Below are 19,407 nucleotides of genomic sequence, written 5' to 3' on the forward strand. Positions count from 1 at the left end.
GGGTGGCACCACGGCCTATCGTAGGGAATCTGATCACCCGTCACCGGGTCATGACAATGATGTCGTTGGTCAGTTTGCGTACCGGGAGTCCGGTCTCCTCCTGCAATTGTTCGACGCCGAACGTGTACCATTCCTGCTCCAATTGCAGCCGGCGCACGACCTTTCCCTCGCGGGCCACCGTGAAGGTGGACGCATAACGCATGAGGTCCGAGCCGATCGGCTCGCCGCGCATCCAGACGTCGTATTCCTGATCGCCGAGACTCCGCCGCGCGATTCGTGCCGGCGCCATTCGCTGCACGGTCGCCAGTGCCATCAACTCGAGCACGATCGGCGCTCCTGGCGGGAGCCGGTCGAGCAGTTTCGACCACAGCGTCCGCCGGGCCGACTCATCGAGGTAGCCGATCATCCCGAAGCCGACGACCGCGCAGATGCGGTCCGGCAGGTCGACGTCCTGGGCCTTGTGCGGCAGCACGGTGACCCGCCCGGACAGATGCCGATTGTGCACAACTCTGCTGGTCAGGGCGATGCGCATGGCCGGAGACGGTTCGGTGGCGATGACCTTCGCGTCGGGCAGCGCCTCGGCCAGCACCTGGGTGGCCTGCCCCGTGCCGGCCCCCATGTCCAATGCCGGCCCCACGCTGGGATCGACGTCGGCCAACGCCTTGGTGAGCACCTCGGTGGCGACATGGTCCCAGTGCGGCTGGGACAGCAAATCGTAGAACTCGGCGACGTGCAGATAGGCGTCGGTCGAATCTTCGATCATGTGATTTCTCCGCTCTCCGTTTCATTGTGAGCACGCAGTTCGCGCCGCACCAATTCGACGACGTTTTCTCGTGCCGGCACCAGAAAGAAATGGTCACCAGCGAACACCACGACCTCGAACCGGTCACCGGCGACCGTTTTCCAGCCGAGCGCCTCGTCCTCGGTCACCTCCGGGTCGACGTCGCCGCGCAGCACGGTCACCGGGTGGTCCAGCGGCGGGCCGATCGTGGGCAGGTAGGTCTCGATCAGCCGGTAGTCGTTGCGCACCACCGGAACGATCAGGTCGCGCAGCTCGCGCTGCTTGAGCACCTCGCCCGCGGTGCCGCCCAGCCGGCCGATCTCCGCGCAGATGCCGTCCTCGTCGCGCAGGTGCACGTCACCGCCTCTGGCCAGGTGCGGTGCCTCGCGCGCGGAGGCGAACAGGTGCACCGGCCGGCGCGCACCCCGATCGCGCAGCGCGACAGCGGTCTCGTAGGCCACCGCCGCGCCCATGCTGTGTCCGAAGAACGCGAACGGCAGGTCGTCCAGCGCGATGACGGCGTCCACGATCTCGGCGATCAGGTCGTCCATTCGGTGCACCAACGGATCGCGCATCCGGTTCTCCCGGCCCGGGTACTGCACGGCGTGTGTCTCAATGTCGGCCGGCAGCAGCTCCGGCCAGGTGCGGAAGCTGCTCGCCGAACCGCCGGCGTGCGGGAAGCAGAACAGTCGCAGCCGTGCGCCCGGACGACGCTCGTAGCAGCGCAGGGTCATGCGATCTCCAATTCGTTGGCCGGCAACGGTTTCGGCGGTGCCGGGCGCACCACCTCGGGCGGGCCGAGTTCGCGGGTGAGATCGGCCCACGCCGTGCACACGCTCAACTGGTACTGCTCGACGCGCCGCGACTCGGCGCCCGGCCGGCCGATCTGAGCGGTCAACTCGGTCAACGCGTGCGCCACCGCGTCCGGCCACTCGCGGTCCAGCAGCTCGGCGAAGGTGGCCGGCGCGGGGGCGAGCACGGTGGTGCTGGCCAGGTCGCCGTCCGCACCGATCGCGTCGCCGTCGAGAACCAGATCACCGTCGACACGCGGCACGTGCAGCCGAGGCGTCCACAGCACCGGGCCGTGCGTGTCGGCCAGCGTGAGCACGCCGCCGTCGGTGCCGATCGCCATGCGGTGCAACAGATGCGCGTGGTTGTCCGGGTCATCGGGGTGCAACTGGTTCTGCACCCGTGCGGTCAACGGGACGCCGCCGATCGTGCCGGTCACCACGCTGAACGGCGAGCCCGCTGACGCGGTGAACGACCACGGCCGCAGTCCGCCGAGCGCCCGGCCGAGCAGGTCGACCAACGGATAGCTGACCGACACCGCGCACGCCGCGTCCACAAAGGACACTTCGCGCAGGCTCGCCAGTGTGCGCGCGGCGGCCAGAAACCGTTGCACCACAGGCAGATGCGGGTGGAACGCGTTGACCCGGTACAGCACGCCGGCCCGCCGCGCCGCCCGCAGGCAGCCGGCCACCTCGTCCGCGTGCACCGGCTGTTCCTGCAACACGTGCACGCCACGAGCGAGCAGCTCCTCCGCCAGCGCGGTGCCCTGCCCGCCGAGCAACCCCGACCGGACCACCACGCACGCGATGTCCACATCGGACGGAAGATCGGCCACCGAGGTGTACAGCGGCACGTCGTACCGGCGCGCGACCTCGACCGACCGGGCGCTACCGGTCGCCAGCACGCCGGCCAACTCCATGCCGGATCGCCGCACCCCCTTGAGGTAGATCCGCCCGAATCCGGTGCCACACACCACAACCCGCGTCACAGGGCCCCCACTTCGACCTCCTCGTCGGCGGCACTCGTGGTGTCGATGGACTCCAGCGCCAGCACCGACGGCAGCCCGCGGATCCGGGTCACCGTGTCGGCAGGGTCGAGCGCCTCGGCCGCCATGTGCACGCCGGGCGGCACCTCACCGGCCAGCAGCGCGCGCACAGCCAGCGCGCCGACCGCCCCGGTGACCTGGAACGTGTCGTCGCAGCGCAGCACACCGGTGAGCCTGGTCGGCCGCCCGTTGGCCCGGCCGTGCATCCAGTACGCCATCACGTAGTACGACTCGCGGCCGCCGACGTCCAGCTCGCAGGCCCGCATCAGCTCACGCGCGGACGCCTCCAGCGCCTCCGGATCGTCCGGCGAGCCACCGCGCAGCCGGTTCAGCGCGGTGCGCATGTGGTCGCCGATGAACACGTTGTACCAATCCAGCTCGACGAGCCCGAGGTTCGCCGCGAGCCGTTCGGCCTCCGAACTGAGGAACGGCTGCGCGGTGAGCCGGTCCGGGAAGAACGGCACCTCGATGTCCTCGGCCACCCGCAGCCGGTGCTCCTGGCGGCGGCCGTCCCGCCACGCGGCGAGCCCGGCGCCGGAGGAGCCCCACACCGCGCCGTCCCCGATGGACAGCACCAGATCGGCGGCCGACCCGACGGTGGCCTCCTCGATTCCGCCGACGTACGCGGACAGCCCGACCGGATCACCGAGCCCTTGTGACACCAGCCAGCGCGGGATCAGCGTGGACAACCCGGGGTAGATCCCGGCGGACAACACCGCGGCACGCCCATCGGCTTCCGGGTTGAGCGCGACGAGTTGCCCGTACACCGGGTCGTAGCCGGACACGTCGGCGAAGTCGGCGCCGGCCGCCCACGCCGCGCGGGCGATCCGGTCGCCGATCGTGTACGACGGGCCGGCGCAGCTCAGCACGACCGTGCAGCCGGCGCAGAACTCGGCGAGTGCGGCCGGGTCCTCCAGGTCGACCGCCACCACGGAGCCGCCGAACTCGTCGGCGATCTCCTGGACGGCGTCCGGCCGTCGTCCGCCGAGGCGCAGCACGGGTGTCGGCTCGCCGAAGAACGTCGGGTCGGTCAGCGCGCGCACCGCCTCCCGGCCGGCGGCTCCGGTCGCTCCGATGACACCAACGATCGATTCGTTCACTTCGGCTCCTGGGTGAGGATCGTGCCGACGGTGTCGACGTGCGGGGGTGCCAGGCAGCTGAAGTGGTCACCCTGAATGTCCACAATGGACGGTTCGTCGACGCACAGCCGCTGCCAGAACGTGGTCGACTCGTCGTCGCGGGTCGGCAGCAGCCGGGCGTGCCCGGAGTCGCGCAGCAGCGTCACCGGGCCGACGTACGGCTCCGGCGCGTACCGGGCGAGTGCGGACAGGTTGTGCCGGAACATCCGGTAGCTGGTGCGCAGATACTCACCGTCGACCGGGAAGCGGCCGGCGGGCAGGCTCGCCACGATCGCCTCCAGCCGCTCGTCGTGCGGCTGTTTCGCCAACTTGCGGAACGCCGCCGCCAGTTCGGCGAACTCGCCGTCCAGTTCGCCGAGCGCGCCGTCGGGCACCCGGCCCGGGGTCTTGGCCAGCACGGCGCGCATGGCGGACCGGAATTCCGCCTCGTCGGTCGGGAACCCGACCGCGGCGAGATCGGCGCCCAGGATCCTGGCGAACGCGTAATCGGCGGCCAGATCGTCCTCGACCTCGTAGGGCACCCGGTAGGAGCTGACCGCGGTCAGGCTCGCGACCTGGGCGCCCGCCTCGGTGAGCACCCGCGCGATCTCGGTGGCCAGGAAGCCGCCGAGGCAGTACCCGACTAGGTGCACGGTGTCCACGCCCGCGTCCAGCAGCCGCCGCGCGTAGTCCTCGGCGAGCCGCTTGATCAACTCGTCGGTGTCGATGCCCAGGTAGTGCTCCGGCCGCCGCGCCTCGATGCCGAGCAGCCGCACGGGCCGTTCGGACAGCGCGCCGATCAGGTGCCGGTACGGCGCGAGCGTGCCAGTGCCCTCGTGCACCAGCACCATCGCCGGACCGCTCCCCTCGGCCAGTGTCACCAGCGGCGACTGCTCGACGGCTTCGCTGGCACCCGGCACGGTGCGCAGGTAGGCGGCGAGCGCCGCGACCGTCGGGCGGCGCAGCACCTGGCCGAGCAGCAGCCCGAAGTCGATGCCCTCGGCCGTGGGTTCCCGCTCCAGCAGTTGCCCGATCAGCCGGGCCAGCAGCAGCGAGTCGCCGCCGACGGCGAAGAAGTCGTCGTCCCGGCCCAGGTTGGGGTGGCCGAGCACGTCCGACCAGATCGCGACCAGCCTCCGCTCCAGCTCGTCGGTGGGCGCGACGGCCGGACGGGACCGCTCCTCGCCGCGCTTCGGCAGCAGCGCGCGCAGCCGCGGCCGGTCGAGCTTTCCATTGGCGGACAACGGAAACTCGTCGACCAGCTGCAGGTGCGCGGGCAGCATGTACTCGGGCAGCCGGCTCGCCGCGTGCGCGGTGATCTCGGCGACGGTGACCGGCTGGCGGTCGAGTTTGAACCGGGCCAGGAACACGTGCTGGCGGCCCAGCGACACCTCCGCGTCGGTCGCGTCCACGCCGACCTCGATCGAGGCGCCCGCGTCCTCGAGCAAGTGGCGCCACTGCTCGTCGGTGAGCAGCGTCTGGTCGGTGGTGTGCCGCAGATCGGTGAACCCGGACAGCTCGCCCTGGAACTCCATGGACACCATCAGCGGCAGGTTCTCGCCGGTGCCCTCGATGAACGCGAGCCACCCGCCGGGGGCCAGCAGCGAACGCAGCCGCTCCAGTGCCTCGGGCGCGTTCTTGGCCAGGTGCAAGGCGTTTCCGCTGACGATCACGTCGAACGAGTTGGGCAGGTAGCCCTGCACGAGCGGGTCCGCGTTGAGGTCGTAGATGCCGTAGCTGACCCACGGGTACTCGGCGAAGGTCTGCCGCGCCTCGCTCAGGAAGAACTGCGTCACGTCGGTGAACAGGTAGTCCACGTCGTACCCGGCGAGCGCGGGGATCAGCGCGCTGCTGGTGCCGGCGACACCCGCGCCGATCTCCAGCACCCGCAGCGAGCCGCGCTCGGCGGCGATCGCGCGGACCGACTCGGCCAGCACGCGGTTGAGGTGCTGGTTGACCGGGTTGTCCCGGAACGCGGCCTGCGCGGTGTCCAGGTTCTGCCCGGGGAACAGCAGCTCCAGCGGGCTCTGCTCGTCGCGCAGCAGCTCCGGCAGGTGCTCGGCGCAGCCACGCAGGTACTGCACCAGCTCCCAGCCGTAGGCCTGCCGCTGGACGGTGTCCTCCAGTTCGGCCAGCTTTTCCCGCAGCGGGGCCGAATCGCCAAGGTCGCGATACTGATCGCCGTCGGTCCGCAGCATGCCGGCGGTGGTGAGCGCGTTCAGCCAGCGCCGCAGCAGACGGTGGTGCCGCGTGGCCGCACCGGTCGCGGACGCGATGTCGTCGAACGAGTGCGCCTGATCGGCGAACAGGCCGGCACCGCGCAACGTGGCCGCCATGGCCAGCAGCGCCACCTCGTCGGCCGCGCGCACGAAGGTCACCAGGTCGTCGGCCGGCACGTCGAGACCACGTGCCGCCGTGGTGGCGGCAGCCGCCCGCACGGCGCTCGCCACACCGTCGCCGTCCGCGTCACCCGCCGGACGGCCGGCCGCCCTGGCGAACGCCACGATCCGACGGCGCATCGGCTTGTCGCCGTCGACCAGTGCGACGGCGGAGGCGACCGCGGGGTGTGCGGCGAGCGCGCTCTCCACCTCGGCCAGCTCGATCCGGTGGCCGCGGATCTTCACCTGGTCGTCGATCCGGCCGAGGAACTCGATCTCGCCGTTCGGCAGCCGGCGGCCGTAGTCTCCGGTGCGGTAGAGGCGCTCGCCAGTCGACGGATGGGTCGGAAACCGTTGTGCGGTGCGCTCTTCGTCGCCGAGGTAGCCAATCGCCAGGCCCGCGCCGCCGATGTACAACTCGCCGGCCACCCAGTCCGGGCGGGTGCGCAGCGCGTCGTCCAGCACGTGCCACGTCTGGTTGGTCAACGGCGCGCCATAGGGGATCGAGTGCCACGCCTCGGGAATCTCGCCGATGTCGTGGTGGATCGACCAGATCGACGCCTCGGTCGCACCGCCCAGTCCGACCATCTGCATCAGCGGCACCTGGGCGCGGATCGCGGTCGGCAGTGCGACCGGAATCCAGTCGCCGGACAGCAGTCCGAGCCGCAGCGTGAACAGCTCCACGCCGGGGCTGGTCGCCAGAAAGTCTTGCAGCATCTGCAATTGCGTGGGCACCGAGTTCCAGATGCTCACGCCGTTCTCGGCGATCAGGTCGGCCCAGTGCGACGGGTCGGCGGTGCGCTCCGGGTCGGGCAGCACGACGCAGCCGCCGACCGCGAGCAGGCCGAAGATGTCGTACACGGACAGGTCGAATCCGAGTTCGGCGAGCCCGAGCACCCGGTCGCTGCGGTTCACGCCGTAGCGGGAGTTGATGTCGCGCACGGTGTTCAGCGCGGCGCGGTGGCTGATCAGCACGCCCTTCGGCGTGCCGGTCGAGCCGGAGGTGTAGATCGCGTACGCGGGACCGTCCGGCGCCACGGCCATCGGCTCGACCGGGGCGCTGGCCGGGAGGGCACCGATGTCAAGTGGCACAACGGTTTCCGGCCAGGTGCCGCCTGTGGTGATCACCGTGCGCACGGCGGCGTCGGCCAGGATCGTGTCCCGGCGCACGGGCGGCGCGTCCGGGTCGATCGGCAGGTACGCGCCGCCGGCGAGCAGCACGCCGAGCACGGCGGCGATCTGCTCGGGGCTCTTCGGCAGCGCGACGGCGACCAGCTCGCCGGCGGCCACCTCGCGCTCGCGCAACGCGGCGGCCACCGCGTTGGCCGAGTCGATCAGCTCGCGGTAGCTGACCGTGCGGTCCTCGGTCACCACGGCCGGGCGGGTGGGGGCGGCCTCGGCGGCGGCGACCACCGCGTCGTGCAGCAACCCGTCCGGCAGCGGGGCGGTTGTGTCACGGAGTTCCACGGCGGGCAACGCCACCGGGTGCGCCGCCGTCCACGACTCGCCCTCGCTGAGCGACAGCAGCAGCCCTTCGAACGCGGCGAACGCCTCGGCGATCATGCCGCTCGGGAACACGCCGTCCCGCACGTCCCAGTTGACCAGCAGCGCGCCCTGCCACTCCATCGCCTGACAGTCGATCCACACCTGCGGGGTCTGGCTCAGGCCGCCGATCGGTTGCCCGGCAAGCAAACCGTCCGGTGCGGCAGCCTCGGCGGCACCGATCGTGCTGGTGTAGACCACCGGCATCAGCGCCTCGGTGCGCCCTCGGCGGCGGGCCAGCTCGCGCAGTACCTCCACGCCGGAGAACGCGCGGTGATCGAGGTCGGTCAGCAGCTGCCCGTGCACGTCGCGGGCCCGCGCGGTGAAGTCGGCGGTGGAGTCGTTCGGGGACTGGTCGACCGCCAGCAGGTTGACCGAGGTGAAGTCGCCGACCAGCCGGTCCACCCCAGGGTGCAGCGGCTCGCGGTTGAGCACGGTCAGGTTGAGCGTGAACCTCGGCGTGCGGCTCCAGGCGCCGATCACCTCGGCGTAGGCGGCCAGCACGGCGGCCGACGCGGTGACACCGGCCTCGGCCGCGCGCTGGCGCAGCCGCTCCCAGCGCGCCGGGTCGAGGGTGACCTGATGGCGGGTGAACCGCGCCTTGCCGGTGTTCTCCCGGTGGGTGCCGTCGTCCAGCACACGGTCGGCCAGCGGCAGTTCGGGCGCGGGCGGCAGCTCGTCCACCCGGCCGAGCCAGTACTCGCGATCGCGCTCGTAGCCGCCCTGCGCGCCGGGCTGGGTGCGGGCCCGGTGCGCGCGCACGTAGTCCCGGAAGGTCAACTCCAGCGCGGGCAACTCGTGCGCCGGATCGCGGTAGAGCGTGTCCAGCTCGCGCAGCAGCAGTTGCACGCTCTGGTAGTCGGCGATCAGCAAATCGATCGACAGGTGCAGCAGATCGCCGTCGTCGGTGCGGGTGACCGCCAGCTCGTACAGCGGCCACGCGTCGGCCGGGTACACCCGGTGCGCGAGATCGGCCCTGATCTCCGCGAGTGAGCTGTCCGCGTCCTGCCCGCGCAGGTCGGTGACGCGCAGCGGCCGGCGCTCGACCTCGGGCAACACCTGCTGGTAGCCGTCCGGGTGGATCACCGCGCGCAGCATGTCGTGCCGCTGGATCAGCGCCCACCACGCCGCGTCCAGCCGCTCGGTGTCCACTGTGGACACACCGAGTTCGAGGTAGCCGTGGCAGGCCACGCCGCCGTAGTCGAAGCCGTCGTTGCGGCCGAGCAGGTACGCGGACTGGATGTCGGTCAACGGGAACGGGTCGTGCCGCTCCTCGGGTGCCGGCCGCACGGTCGGCTCCGCCTCGATGGCCGCCAGGTGATTCAGAATCGCGGCCTTGCGCGCACGCAGCTCCGCCACGCGCTCGGGAGTCATCACGCCCTTGGGAGCGCGGAAGCGCAGTTGTCCGTCCTCGGTCCACAGCCGGACGCCGATGCCGTCCAACTCGGCGATCAGCCGGGGGATTTCTGGCGAGCTGGTGCTCATACCACGCCTTCCTCGTCGTTCTCGGATTCGTGTCGGATGACTTCAGCGGCGAACTCGGCGAGCGTCGCGCCGGCGAGCAGGGCGCGCAGTGGCGGCCGGACGCCGTACTCGGTGCGCACGTCGGCGAGTACGCGCATGGCGAGCAGCGAGTCGCCGCCGAGCAACAGGAACTCGTCGGATCTGGCGACGGCCGGCACGTCCAGCGCGTCGGCCCACAGTTCGGCGAGCCGGGTCTCCACCGGTCCGCGCGGCGGCTCGGCTGGTTGATCAGGGCGCACGCCGTCGGCCAGCCGGCAGAGCGCCGCCCGGTCGACCTTGCCGTTCGCGGTGAGCGGGAACTCGGTGAGAACCGTGTAGCCAGAAGGGATCGCGTAGTCGGGCAGCCGATCGCGCAGTGACTCCGTCAGGTCGGGCAGCTCGCCGGTTCTGGTGAGCAGGAACGCGTGCAGCCGCCGCCGGGTGCGCTCGCCGGTGGCCACCGCCATCGCCGACTCGACGTCCGGGTGCGCGTCCAGTGCGGCCTGGATCTCGCCCAACTCGATGCGGTGGCCGCGGATCTTGACCTGGTGGTCGGCCCGGCCGAGGAACTCCAGCGTGCCGTCCGGCCAGTACCGGCCGAGATCGCCGGTGCGGTACCAGCGCGCGCCGTCGCGGTGCGTGAACCGGTCGACGGTGGTCGCCTCGTCGCCGCGATATCCCTTGGCCAGTCCGACTCCGCCGATCCACAGCTCGCCGGACACCCAGTCCGGGCAGTCCCGGCCGCGCACGTCGACCACCCGGTAACACTGGTTGCGCAACGGGAAGCCGTACGGGATCGAGGACCACTCGGCGGGGACTTCGTCGACCTCGACCGCGTTGGACCAGATCGCCGCTTCGGTCGCGCCGCCGAGAGCGACCAAGGTGGCGTCCGGCGCGGCCTCGGCGAGCCGGCCCGGCAGATCCAGGCCGACCCAGTCGCCGGACACCAGTGCCAGCCGCAGACTCGCCGGGACGGTGCCCGCTCCGAGCAGAAGATCGAGCAGTGCCGGCACCGAATTCCAGATGGTCACATCATGTGTCGTGACCAGCTCCAGCCAACATGTGACGTCGCGCCGCTCGTCCTCGGTGACCAGAACAACCGTTCCGCCGACGGACAGCAGGCCGAAGATGTCGTACACGGACAGGTCGAAGTCCAACGCGGACACGGCGAGCACCCGGTCGTCCGGGCCGACGCCGAACCGCTCGTCGATGTCCTCGATCGTGTTGATCGCGGCCCGATGTGACACCTCGACACCCTTGGGCTCGCCGGTCGACCCGGACGTGAAGATCACGTACGCGGTGGCATCGGGCGGCTGCGGGACCGGGTGCGGCAGCGGCTCGGCGGTGGCACTCGGCGCCAGGTCGTCCAGCTCGAACCGGACACCCGCACTCGCGTAGATCTTCTCCCGCCGTGCGCGCGGCGCGTCCACGCCGACCGGGACGTAGACCGCACCGGCGGCCAGGATGCCGAGTACGGCGACCACCTGATCCGGTCCCTTGGGGAGTCGGACGGCGACCGGCTCGCCCACGCCGCAGAAGCGTTCAGTCAGCCAGCCGGCGACGCGCAGCGCTGCCTCGGCCAGCTCGCCGTAGCTCATCTGACCGCCGCTCCAACGCAGTGCAACCCGCTCGGGGTCGGCGGCGAAGAACGCCTCGTGCAGCAGCCGACCGGACTCGGGTGCCTCGGTGGCGTTGACCTCGCGGCGCACCGCGCGCTGGTCGTCCGGCACGAGATCAGGCAGCGGCTCCGACCAGTCCTCGTCGCACAGGTGACGCAGGATCCCTTGGTAGGCAACGAACATCGCATCCAGCACGCCGTCCGGGAACAGCTCCTCCACCGCGTCCCAGGTCAGCAGCAGCTCGCCCGCGTACTCCATGACCTGGTGGTCCAGCCACACCTGCGCGGTCTGGGACAGCCCGTCCACGATGCGCGGGAACTCGTCCGGCAGGTCGGCCAGCAGCCCGTCGTTCACGCCCAGCGCGCTGGTGAACACGACCGGCATCGCGCCGTCCGACGGCCCGCCCGCGCGGGCGATCTCGCGCTGCACCCACACGGCGGACGCGGCCCGGTGCTCCAGCGCGGCGGCCATCCTGGCCTGCACCCGACGCGCCGAGTCCAGCCAGCTCTCGCCGGCCACCGGCTCGTGCGGCACGAGCAGCAGCGAAGTGAAGTCGCCGAGAATGTGGTCGATGTCGGGGTGCGCGGCCGGCCGGTCGAACAGCGTGAGGTTCACGGTCAGCGCGTCGCCGCCGCTCCAGGCGGACAGCACCTCGGCGTAGGCGGTCAGCAACACCATCGACGGGGTGAGCCCGTGCGAGCGGGCCCGCTCGCGCAGCGACTGCCACTCCTCGACGGACAGCCGGGTCTCCCGGCGGGTGAACCGCGGCCGGCCGACCGTGGACGGATCGCGGGCGAGCGGCAGGCGCGGCGCGGGCGGCAGCTCGGGGATCCGCTCCAGCCAGTACCGGCGGGCCGGCTCGGCGTCCGGCGCGCCCCGCAGGCCGGTGACGGTGTCGCGGAACGAGACGCCGACGGCGGGCAACTCGGCTTCCGGCTCCCGGTACAGCCGCGCCAACTCGGCGAACACGATCAGCATGCTCAGCCCGTCGAGCACGATGTTCTCCATGCTCAGACCAAGCCGCACGCCACCCGGGTAGCGCACCGCGTGCACCTCGAACAGCGGCCAGCGGCTCAGGTCGATCGTGCGGTCGGCCAACTCGGCGCGCAGGATCGCGCTGGCCTCGTGCGCGCCGGCGGCGGTGGCGACCGGGATCCGCGTCGCCGGCACCTCGGCCAGAATCCGTTGTGTGCCATCGTTTTCGATGACCGCGCGCAACATCGGGTGCCGGGCGATGAGCGTGTCGCAGGCTCGTTCGAGGCGCGCGATGTCGAGATCCTCGCCGTCCAGCTCGAAGAAGCACCGCGCGCTGACGCCGCCGAGGGTGAACCCGTCCTGCCGGCCGACCCAGTAGGCGCGCTGCACCTCGGTGAGCGGGAACGGCTCGTGCCGTCGCTCGGGGTCTGCGACCACGGTCAGCTCGTACTTCCCGGCGGTGCCCACCGTGAGGGTGGCCGCGAAGTCGGCGAGCACCGGCCGGGCGAACAGCTCGCCGATCGTCGCGCCGGCCACGCCAGCCTCGGCCAGTCGGGTGATCAACCGAGTCGCGGTCAGACTGTCCCCGCCGAGCGCGAAAAAGTCGGCCCGCCGGTCGACGACGGGCACGCCGAGCAACTCGGCGAGCAGATCGGCGACGATCCGCTCGACGCCATCGGCCGGCTGCTCGGACTCGGTGCTCACGTCTGGTGTGTCCAGCAGCCCGTGCACGGTCTTGCGGTCGACCTTGCCGTTCGCGGTCAGCGGCAGTGCGGGCAGCAGGACGTAGCGATCGGGCAGCATGTGCGCGGGCAGCCGGCCGGCGGTCCAGGTACGCAGATCGAGTACCTCGGCTTGCTCGGCCGTGAGCGTCACGATCGAGGTGCCGTGGGCGCTCGCCCGCAGGCCGGCGGCGGCCAGGACGGCGATCCACGCGTCGGCGTCGAGCGGCTCGGATTCGTTGTGCCGCAACAGGTCCACCACGATCGACGGCAGCACGGGCGGCGCGGTGTGCTCGATCGTGTAGAGCCGGCCGCCGGGGGTGAGCAGCGCGGCGGCGAGCGTGGCGCCGTGTGTCGGATCGGGGTAGCGGTGCAGCGCGCCCGCGGCGATCACCACGTCGAACGCCTGCCACAGGTCCTCGGGCAGCGCGTCGCCAGGCAGGTGCCGGTAGTCCACGCGATCACCCAGCCGATCGCGGGCGCTGGTGAGCATGGCGGCCGAGGAGTCCAGCAGCGTGTACTCGGTGCCGTCCGGCAGCACGTCGAGCACGCGTCGGGCGGTGTGGCCGCCGCGCGCGCCCAGCTCGGCGACGCGGAGACCGGCCGGGATGTCGGCGGCAACGGCGTCCAGCGCGACGGCGGCGGCCGGGTGGTTGGCGAACTGCGCGTCGGGGGCGAGGACAGGATCGTCGAGCAGGGTCAACGGGCTGGTGTCGCCGCGCAGGATCGCGGGCAGCCGGTGCAGGATCCGCTCGATCACCTCGGCGTGCCGGGTGTCCACGGGCGGCACGGTGCCGCCGTGCCGGGCCACGAAGTCGGCCCACCGGTCCCGGACGTCGTGGAACTCTTGTGCGACAACGGTTTCGTCGAGCAGGCGGCGCATCAGTGCGACGGTCAGCGCGATCTCCTGCGGGTCACCCTCGGGTGCGGCGCTCGCCGTCGGGAGATCGACGGGGTCGTGCGCCGGGACGACGGCGGTGGCGAGTCGGGTGCCGTGCACGGTGGTCACCGCGTGCCGGATGCCCGGGTGCGCCTCGACGGCGGAGTCGATCTCGCCGAGTTCGATGCGGTGGCCGCGGATCTTCACCTGGTGATCGGTGCGCCCCAGGAACTCCAGCGTGCCGTCCGGCCAGTACCGGCCGAGATCACCGGTCCGATACCACCGTTCTCCGTTGTGCCACACGAACTTCGCGGCGGTGGTCTCCGGATCGCCCCGGTACCCGGAGGCGAGGCTGGCGCCGCCGATCCACAGCTCGCCGGGCACCCAGTCCGGGCAGTCCCGGCCGGACGGATCGACCACCCGGTACCGCTGTCGGGCCAGCGGCGCGCCGTACGGGATCGAGGACCACTCGGGTGGCACAACCGTTGGCACCGCACAGAAGTTGGACCAGATTCCGGCCTCGGTGGCACCGCCCAAGGCGATCAGCGTGCCACCCGACGAGGTTTCAGCCAATCGGGGTGCCAGATCGAGCCCCACCCAGTCACCCGACACCAACGCCAGCCGCAGCCCGTCGAGCTGTTCCGACGATCCCGCTGTGAGCAGCATGTCCAGCAACGCCGGCACGGTATTCCAGATGGTCACATCATGTGATGCGACCAGATCCGCCCACCGTGCGGCATCCCGCCGCTCGTGCTCGCCGACCAGAACCAGTGCTCCCCCAACGGAAAGCAACCCGAACACGTCATACACAGACAAGTCGAAATCCAACGCGGAAACCGCCAACACCCGATCGCCACGGCCAACATGCCAACGCTCGTTGACATCCGCGATCGTGTTCCACGCCGCCCGGTGCGACACCTCCACACCCTTGGGCTCACCGGTCGAACCCGACGTGAAGATCACATACGCGGGCGCGCCCGGATCGACCACGACAGGGGCGCGCAGCGGCTCGGCCACCATCGCTTCGGCGATGTGGTCGGCATCCAGCACGTGCGTGATCCCTGCTCGTGCGGCCATCCGCTCGGCGCGCGCGTCGGGCTGATCGACACCGATCGGCACGTACACCCCACCGGCGGCCAGCACTCCCAGCACGGCCGCGATCTGCTCGGGCGACTTCGGCAGCCGCACGGCCACGGTGTCGCCGGCCGACATACCTTTTGTCACAAGCCATCCCGCGACCCGCAGCGCCGTGTCGGCCAGCTCGCCGTAGGTCCACCGTGTCTCGCCGTTCACCAGTGCGGTCCACTGTGGACACTCCGACGCCAGTGCGAAGAACCCGTCGTGAAGGCGCTGCGACGGCACCTCGACGCCGGTGTCACTCACCCGATCGCGCACCGCGCGCTGATCAGCCGGCAGCGGATCGGGCAGGGGCGAAGACCAGTCCCCGTCGCACAGGTGACGCAGAATCCCTTGGTAGGCAACGAACATCGCGTCCAGCACGCCGTCGTGGAACAAGTCCTCCACCGCGTCCCAGGAGAGCAGCACGCCGTCCGGCCGCTCCAGCACCTGGTGGTCCAGCCACACCTGCGGCGTCTGGGACAGCCCGCCGACCAGCTCACCCAACTCGGTGCCCAGCCCGCCGATCCCGAGCGTGCTGGTGAACACGACAGGCACCACGGCGTCCCTCGCGCCGGTACGACGGGTGCGCTCGCGCTGCACCTCGATCGCCGAGACGTCGCGGCACTCCAACGCGTCCGCGAGCCGCGCCTGCACGCGCCGCGCCCGGCTCGCCCCATCGTCGTCCGGCTCGGTCTCGCAGGCCACCAGCAGCAGCGAGGTGAAGTCGCCGAGCACCCGATCGATGTGCGGGTGCACCTCGGGCCGGTCGAACAGGGTCAGGTTCACCGTCACGCCGGACTGCCCGCTCCACGCCGAGAGCACATGGCTGTAGGCGGACAGCAGCGCGGCCGACGGCGTGACACCCTCGGCTCGGGCGCGCTCGGTGAACGCGTGCCAGCGCTTCTGGTCGAGCAGCACCTGGCGCCGGGTGAACGTCGGCTCGGTCACCGCCTCGGGGTCGACCGCGAGCGGCAGCGCGGGCGCCGGCGGCAGTTCGTCCACAGTGGACACCGGGCGTGGTTCTGCTTGACACAGAAGATAATCGCGGAACGTGAGGTCGATCGGCGGCAGCTCGGCCGACTCGTCGGAATAGCACGCGGCCAGCTCGCGCAGCACGATCAGCACGCTCAGGCCGTCCAGCACCACGTAGTCGACGCACAGCCCGATCCGCGCGCCTCCCGGGTAGCGGGCGACCCGCAACCGGTGAATCGGCCAGTCGGCGATGTCGAACGGCGGGCGCGCGCAGGTCTCGGCGAGCAGTGCGCCGGCCGCCTCGGCATCGGCCACCTCGTCGCACGCGATGTGCAACCACGGCACGTCGGCCAGCACTCGCTGCGTGCCGTCCTCGGACACGATCGCGCGGAGCATGTCGTGCCGGCGCACCACGCGATTCCACGCGTGCTCCAGCCGGGCGATGTCCACCTCGGGAAGCTCGAACTCCAGGTAGTAGTTGGTGCCGATGCCACCGAGCGGCAAACTCGGATCCCGGCCGAGCCAGTACGCGCGCTGCACGTCGGTCAGAGGGAAGGGCTCGTGTCGCGCCGCCGGATCGGCGACGATCGCGCCGGTCGACTCGGAGGCATCGGACAGAACGAGGCGAGCCGCGAAGTCGGCGAGCACCGGCCGCTCGAACAGCACACCGATCGACGCGCCGGTGACACCCTCGGCCCGCAGCCGGGCGACCAGGCGGGTGGCGGCCAGCGAGTCGCCGCCCTCCACGAAGAAGTCGGCGGTCCGGTCGACCGCACGGCCGGGCGCGAGCACGTCCGCCCACACTCGGGCGACCAGTTGCTCGACGGCACCTTCGGGCGCCTGTGCGACGTGCTCGGTCACGTCCTCGACGAGCAGTGCGGCCAGCGCGGGTCGGTCCACCTTTCCGTTGCTGGACAACGGAATGCTGTCCACGACGTGAACCTGATCGGGCACCATGTACTCGGGCAGGTGCTCACGTGCGTGCCGGAGCGCATCGGCTGCCTCGCCCACGATCGCCGCGACGAGCCGTCGGGTGCTGGTGACGACCGTGACCGCCGTGGTGACGCCGGGCGCGGTGCTCAAGGCCGCGTCGATCTCGCCGAGTTCGATGCGGTGGCCACGGATCTTCACCTGGTGATCGGTGCGACCCAGGAACTCCAGCGTGCCGTCCGGCCAGTACCGACCAAGATCACCCGTGCGGTACCAGCGCTCTCCGTTGTGCCACACGAACTTCGCGGCGGTCGTCTCCGGATCACCCCGGTACCCGGAGGCGAGGCTCGCCCCGCCGATCCACAACTCGCCGGGCACCCAGTCCGGCCTGTCCCGCCCGTCCGTGTCGCAGACCCGGAAACGCTGATCGCGCAACGGAAATCCGTACGGAATCGAGGACCACTCGGCGGGGATCTCCCGCACTTCGAAGGCGTTCGACCAGATACCGGCCTCAGTCGCGCCACCCAAAGCGATCAGCGCGGCGTCCAATCGGGGTGCCAGATCGAGCCCTACCCAGTCACCCGACACCAAGGCAAGCCGCAGGCTGTCGAGCTGCTCCGAGGTTCCCGCCGTGAGCAGCATGTCCAGCAGCGCCGGAACGGTATTCCAGATGGTCACATCATGTGATGCGACCAGCTCCACCCATCGTGCGGCATCACGCCGCTCGTCTTCGGAGACCAGAACCAGTGCTCCCCCAACGGAAAGCAACCCGAACACGTCATACACCGACAGATCGAAATCCAGTGCCGACACAGCGAGCACGCGATCATCGGGACCGACATGCCAACGCTCGTTGACATCCGCGATCGTGTTCCACGCCGCGCGGTGCGACACCTCCACACCCTTCGGCTCTCCCGTCGAACCCGACGTGAAGATCACGTACGCGGAGTCGTCCGGGTCGACCACGACAGGGGCGCGCAGCGGCTCGGCCGTCACGGATTCGGTGATGGTGAGCCGAACGCCGGCCAGCGACTCGATGCGTCGCCGTCGCGCGTCAGGTTGATCGACGCCGATCGGCACGTACACCCCGCCGGCGGCGAGCACACCCAGCACAGCGGCGATCTGCTCGGCCGACTTCGGCAGCCGCACGGCCACCGTGTCACCTGGTGACACACCCTGTGCCGCAAGCCATCCGGCCACTCGCAGCGCGGCGTCGGCCAGCTCGCCGTAGGTCCACTCCGTCTCGCCGTCCACCAGTGCGGTCCACTGTGGACACTCCGACGCCAGCGCGAAGAACCGATCGTGAAGGCGCTCCGGCGGCAGCCCGACGCCGGTCGCGTTCACCCGCTCGCGCACCACCCGCTGGCCAACCGGCAGCAAGTCCGGCATCGGCGCGGACCAGTCGCCCTCGATCAGCCAGTCCAGAAGTCGTTGGTAGGCAACGAACATCGCATCCAGCACGCCGTCACGGAACAGGCCATCCACGGCGTCCCACGCCAGCAGCACCCCGTCCGGGTGGTGTTCGAACACCTGGTGGTCCAGCCACACCTGCGGCGTCTGCGAGATCATGTAGCCGAGCCGGCCCACCCGGTCGGCCACGGTGTCGTCGACCAGCTTGGTACCGAGCGTGCTGGTGAACACTACCGGCGCGTGTCCGGTCGCGGCACCACGACGGCGGCCGAGATCACGCAGCACGTCCACACCCGAGTAGTCGGCGTGCGACACGGCCTCGCGGAAGGTCGCACTCACCGCGGCGGCCCGCTCGGCGAACGTGGCGTCGCCGTTCAGATCCACGTCCAACAGCACGATTCCGGTGAAGTCGGCGACCACCTGATCGACGTCCGGGTGCAGGTCCCGGCGGTCGAACAGCGGCAGGTTGAGCAGGAACCGGCGCTGCTCGCTCCACGCGGCCAGCACCTCGGCGTACGCGGTGGCCAGCACCATCGCCGGGGTCAGCCCGTGCCGGCGCGCGGCCTCGGTGAGAGCCGCCCACTGCTCATCGGACAGCACCGTGGCGCGCCGGGTGAACCGTGGCAGGCCGATGTCCTCGGGCCGGCGGGCGAGCGGCAGTGCGGGTGGCGGTGGCAGGTCGGCGAGCCGGTCGCGCCAGTAGGCCTCGGCGGCGGCCCGCCCCTCTGCCGCGTGCCCTTCGCGAGTGGCGAGGTACGCGGGGAACGTGCACGCCGGCGGCGAGACGTCGTCCGGATTCGCCTGTGTGGCAAGGAATTCGGCGAGATCGGCGAACAGCACCTGGAGGCTGGCCACATCGCCGACGAGCAGATCGAGCTGGAAGTGCAGGCGGGTGGCACCGTCCGGCAGCAGGCTCAGCGCGGCGTCGAAGACCTCGCCGTTCGCCACGTCCAGCAGCCGGTGCGAGGCCGCGTCGCGAATCTCCGTGAGCGCCGCCTCGCGATCATCCACTGTGGACAGATCGTGCACGGTCAGCCCCGGCCACGGGCTCGTCGGCGCGATCCGCTGCGTGCCGTCCTCGGCGAACCGGGCGCGCAGCATGCCGTGCCGGCGCACCAGGGCGAACACGGCCCGCTCCACCGCGTCGGGCCGCGGCCCGTGCCCGTCGAACTCGAAGTACACGTGACACCCGACGCCACCGAGCACCTGGTCGGTCCGGCGGCCGACCCAGTACGCGTGCTGCACCGGAGTCAGCGCGAACGGGGCGTCCGGGTCCACCTCGACCGGCTGGCTGTCGTCGGTCCGGCCGGCCGCGTCGGCCAGCAGGGGCACCCAATCGACCAGCCGCGGGTTGGCCGCGAGCTTGCCGAAGCTGACCCGGATTCCCTTGCGCCGCAAGCGGTTCCGCAGCCGGATCAGCCGGAGCGAGTCCAGCCCGAGGCCGAAGAGGTCCGCGTCGTCCGCGATCTCCTCGACCGGGAGATCAAGCGTCGACGCGATGAGTTCGCGCAGCCCCGACGGCGATAACCCCGAAACGTCCCTCGACCCCTTCGTCACCCGACCGATTGAACTTGATAACGATTTTCGAAGTCAATAGGCTGCGATCATCGACACCCAGGAGGCC

6 protein-coding genes are annotated in these 19,407 nt (G+C 71.0%); all 6 read right to left on the minus strand.

All coding sequences use genetic code 11. The features are described from left to right. Positions 1-40 precede the first annotated feature (40 nt). Genes EV193_RS04485 through EV193_RS04510 form a run of 6 tightly spaced genes read right to left on the minus strand, consistent with a single transcriptional unit; the run spans position 41 to position 19,340 of the window. A complete protein-coding gene (locus tag EV193_RS04485; protein WP_130342619.1) occupies positions 41-763 on the minus strand; it encodes a class I SAM-dependent methyltransferase in 723 nt (240 codons plus the stop codon). Beyond that, a complete protein-coding gene (locus tag EV193_RS04490; RefSeq protein ID WP_130342620.1) occupies positions 760-1,515 on the minus strand; it encodes a thioesterase II family protein in 756 nt (251 codons plus the stop codon). The genes EV193_RS04485 and EV193_RS04490 overlap by 4 nt, the downstream gene beginning before the upstream one ends. Next, positions 1,512-2,558 carry a Gfo/Idh/MocA family oxidoreductase gene (locus tag EV193_RS04495; RefSeq protein WP_130342621.1) on the minus strand — a complete coding sequence of 349 codons (1,047 nt, stop codon included), beginning with the start codon at positions 2,556-2,558 and terminating at the stop codon, positions 1,512-1,514. The genes EV193_RS04490 and EV193_RS04495 overlap by 4 nt, the downstream gene beginning before the upstream one ends. Continuing rightward, complete coding sequence (locus EV193_RS04500; RefSeq protein WP_130342622.1) at positions 2,555-3,715, minus strand: NAD(P)H-binding protein; 1,161 nt, start codon at positions 3,713-3,715, stop codon at positions 2,555-2,557. Before EV193_RS04500 ends, EV193_RS04495 begins: the two co-directional genes overlap by 4 nt. Beyond that, entirely contained in the window at positions 3,712-9,138 is a 5,427-nt protein-coding gene (locus EV193_RS04505; protein ID WP_130342623.1) for a non-ribosomal peptide synthetase, read from the minus strand. The genes EV193_RS04500 and EV193_RS04505 overlap by 4 nt, the downstream gene beginning before the upstream one ends. Beyond that, positions 9,135-19,340: a non-ribosomal peptide synthetase gene (locus EV193_RS04510; protein ID WP_130342624.1), complete on the minus strand. Its 10,206-nt coding sequence runs from the start codon at positions 19,338-19,340 to the stop codon at positions 9,135-9,137. The genes EV193_RS04505 and EV193_RS04510 overlap by 4 nt, the downstream gene beginning before the upstream one ends. Positions 19,341-19,407 lie beyond the last annotated feature (67 nt).

Origin of the sequence: Herbihabitans rhizosphaerae, assembly GCF_004216555.1 — a bacterium.
Lineage (GTDB): Bacteria > Actinomycetota > Actinomycetes > Mycobacteriales > Pseudonocardiaceae > Herbihabitans > Herbihabitans rhizosphaerae.

Excerpts from the sequence above, each read along its gene's own strand:
- EV193_RS04485 (WP_130342619.1), bottom strand. The coding sequence starts at position 763 with ATGATCGAAGATTCGACCGACGCCTATCTGCACGTCGCCGAGTTCTAC.
- EV193_RS04490 (WP_130342620.1), bottom strand. The coding sequence starts at position 1,515 with ATGACCCTGCGCTGCTACGAGCGTCGTCCGGGCGCACGGCTGCGACTG.
- EV193_RS04505 (WP_130342623.1), bottom strand. The coding sequence starts at position 9,138 with ATGAGCACCAGCTCGCCAGAAATCCCCCGGCTGATCGCCGAGTTGGAC.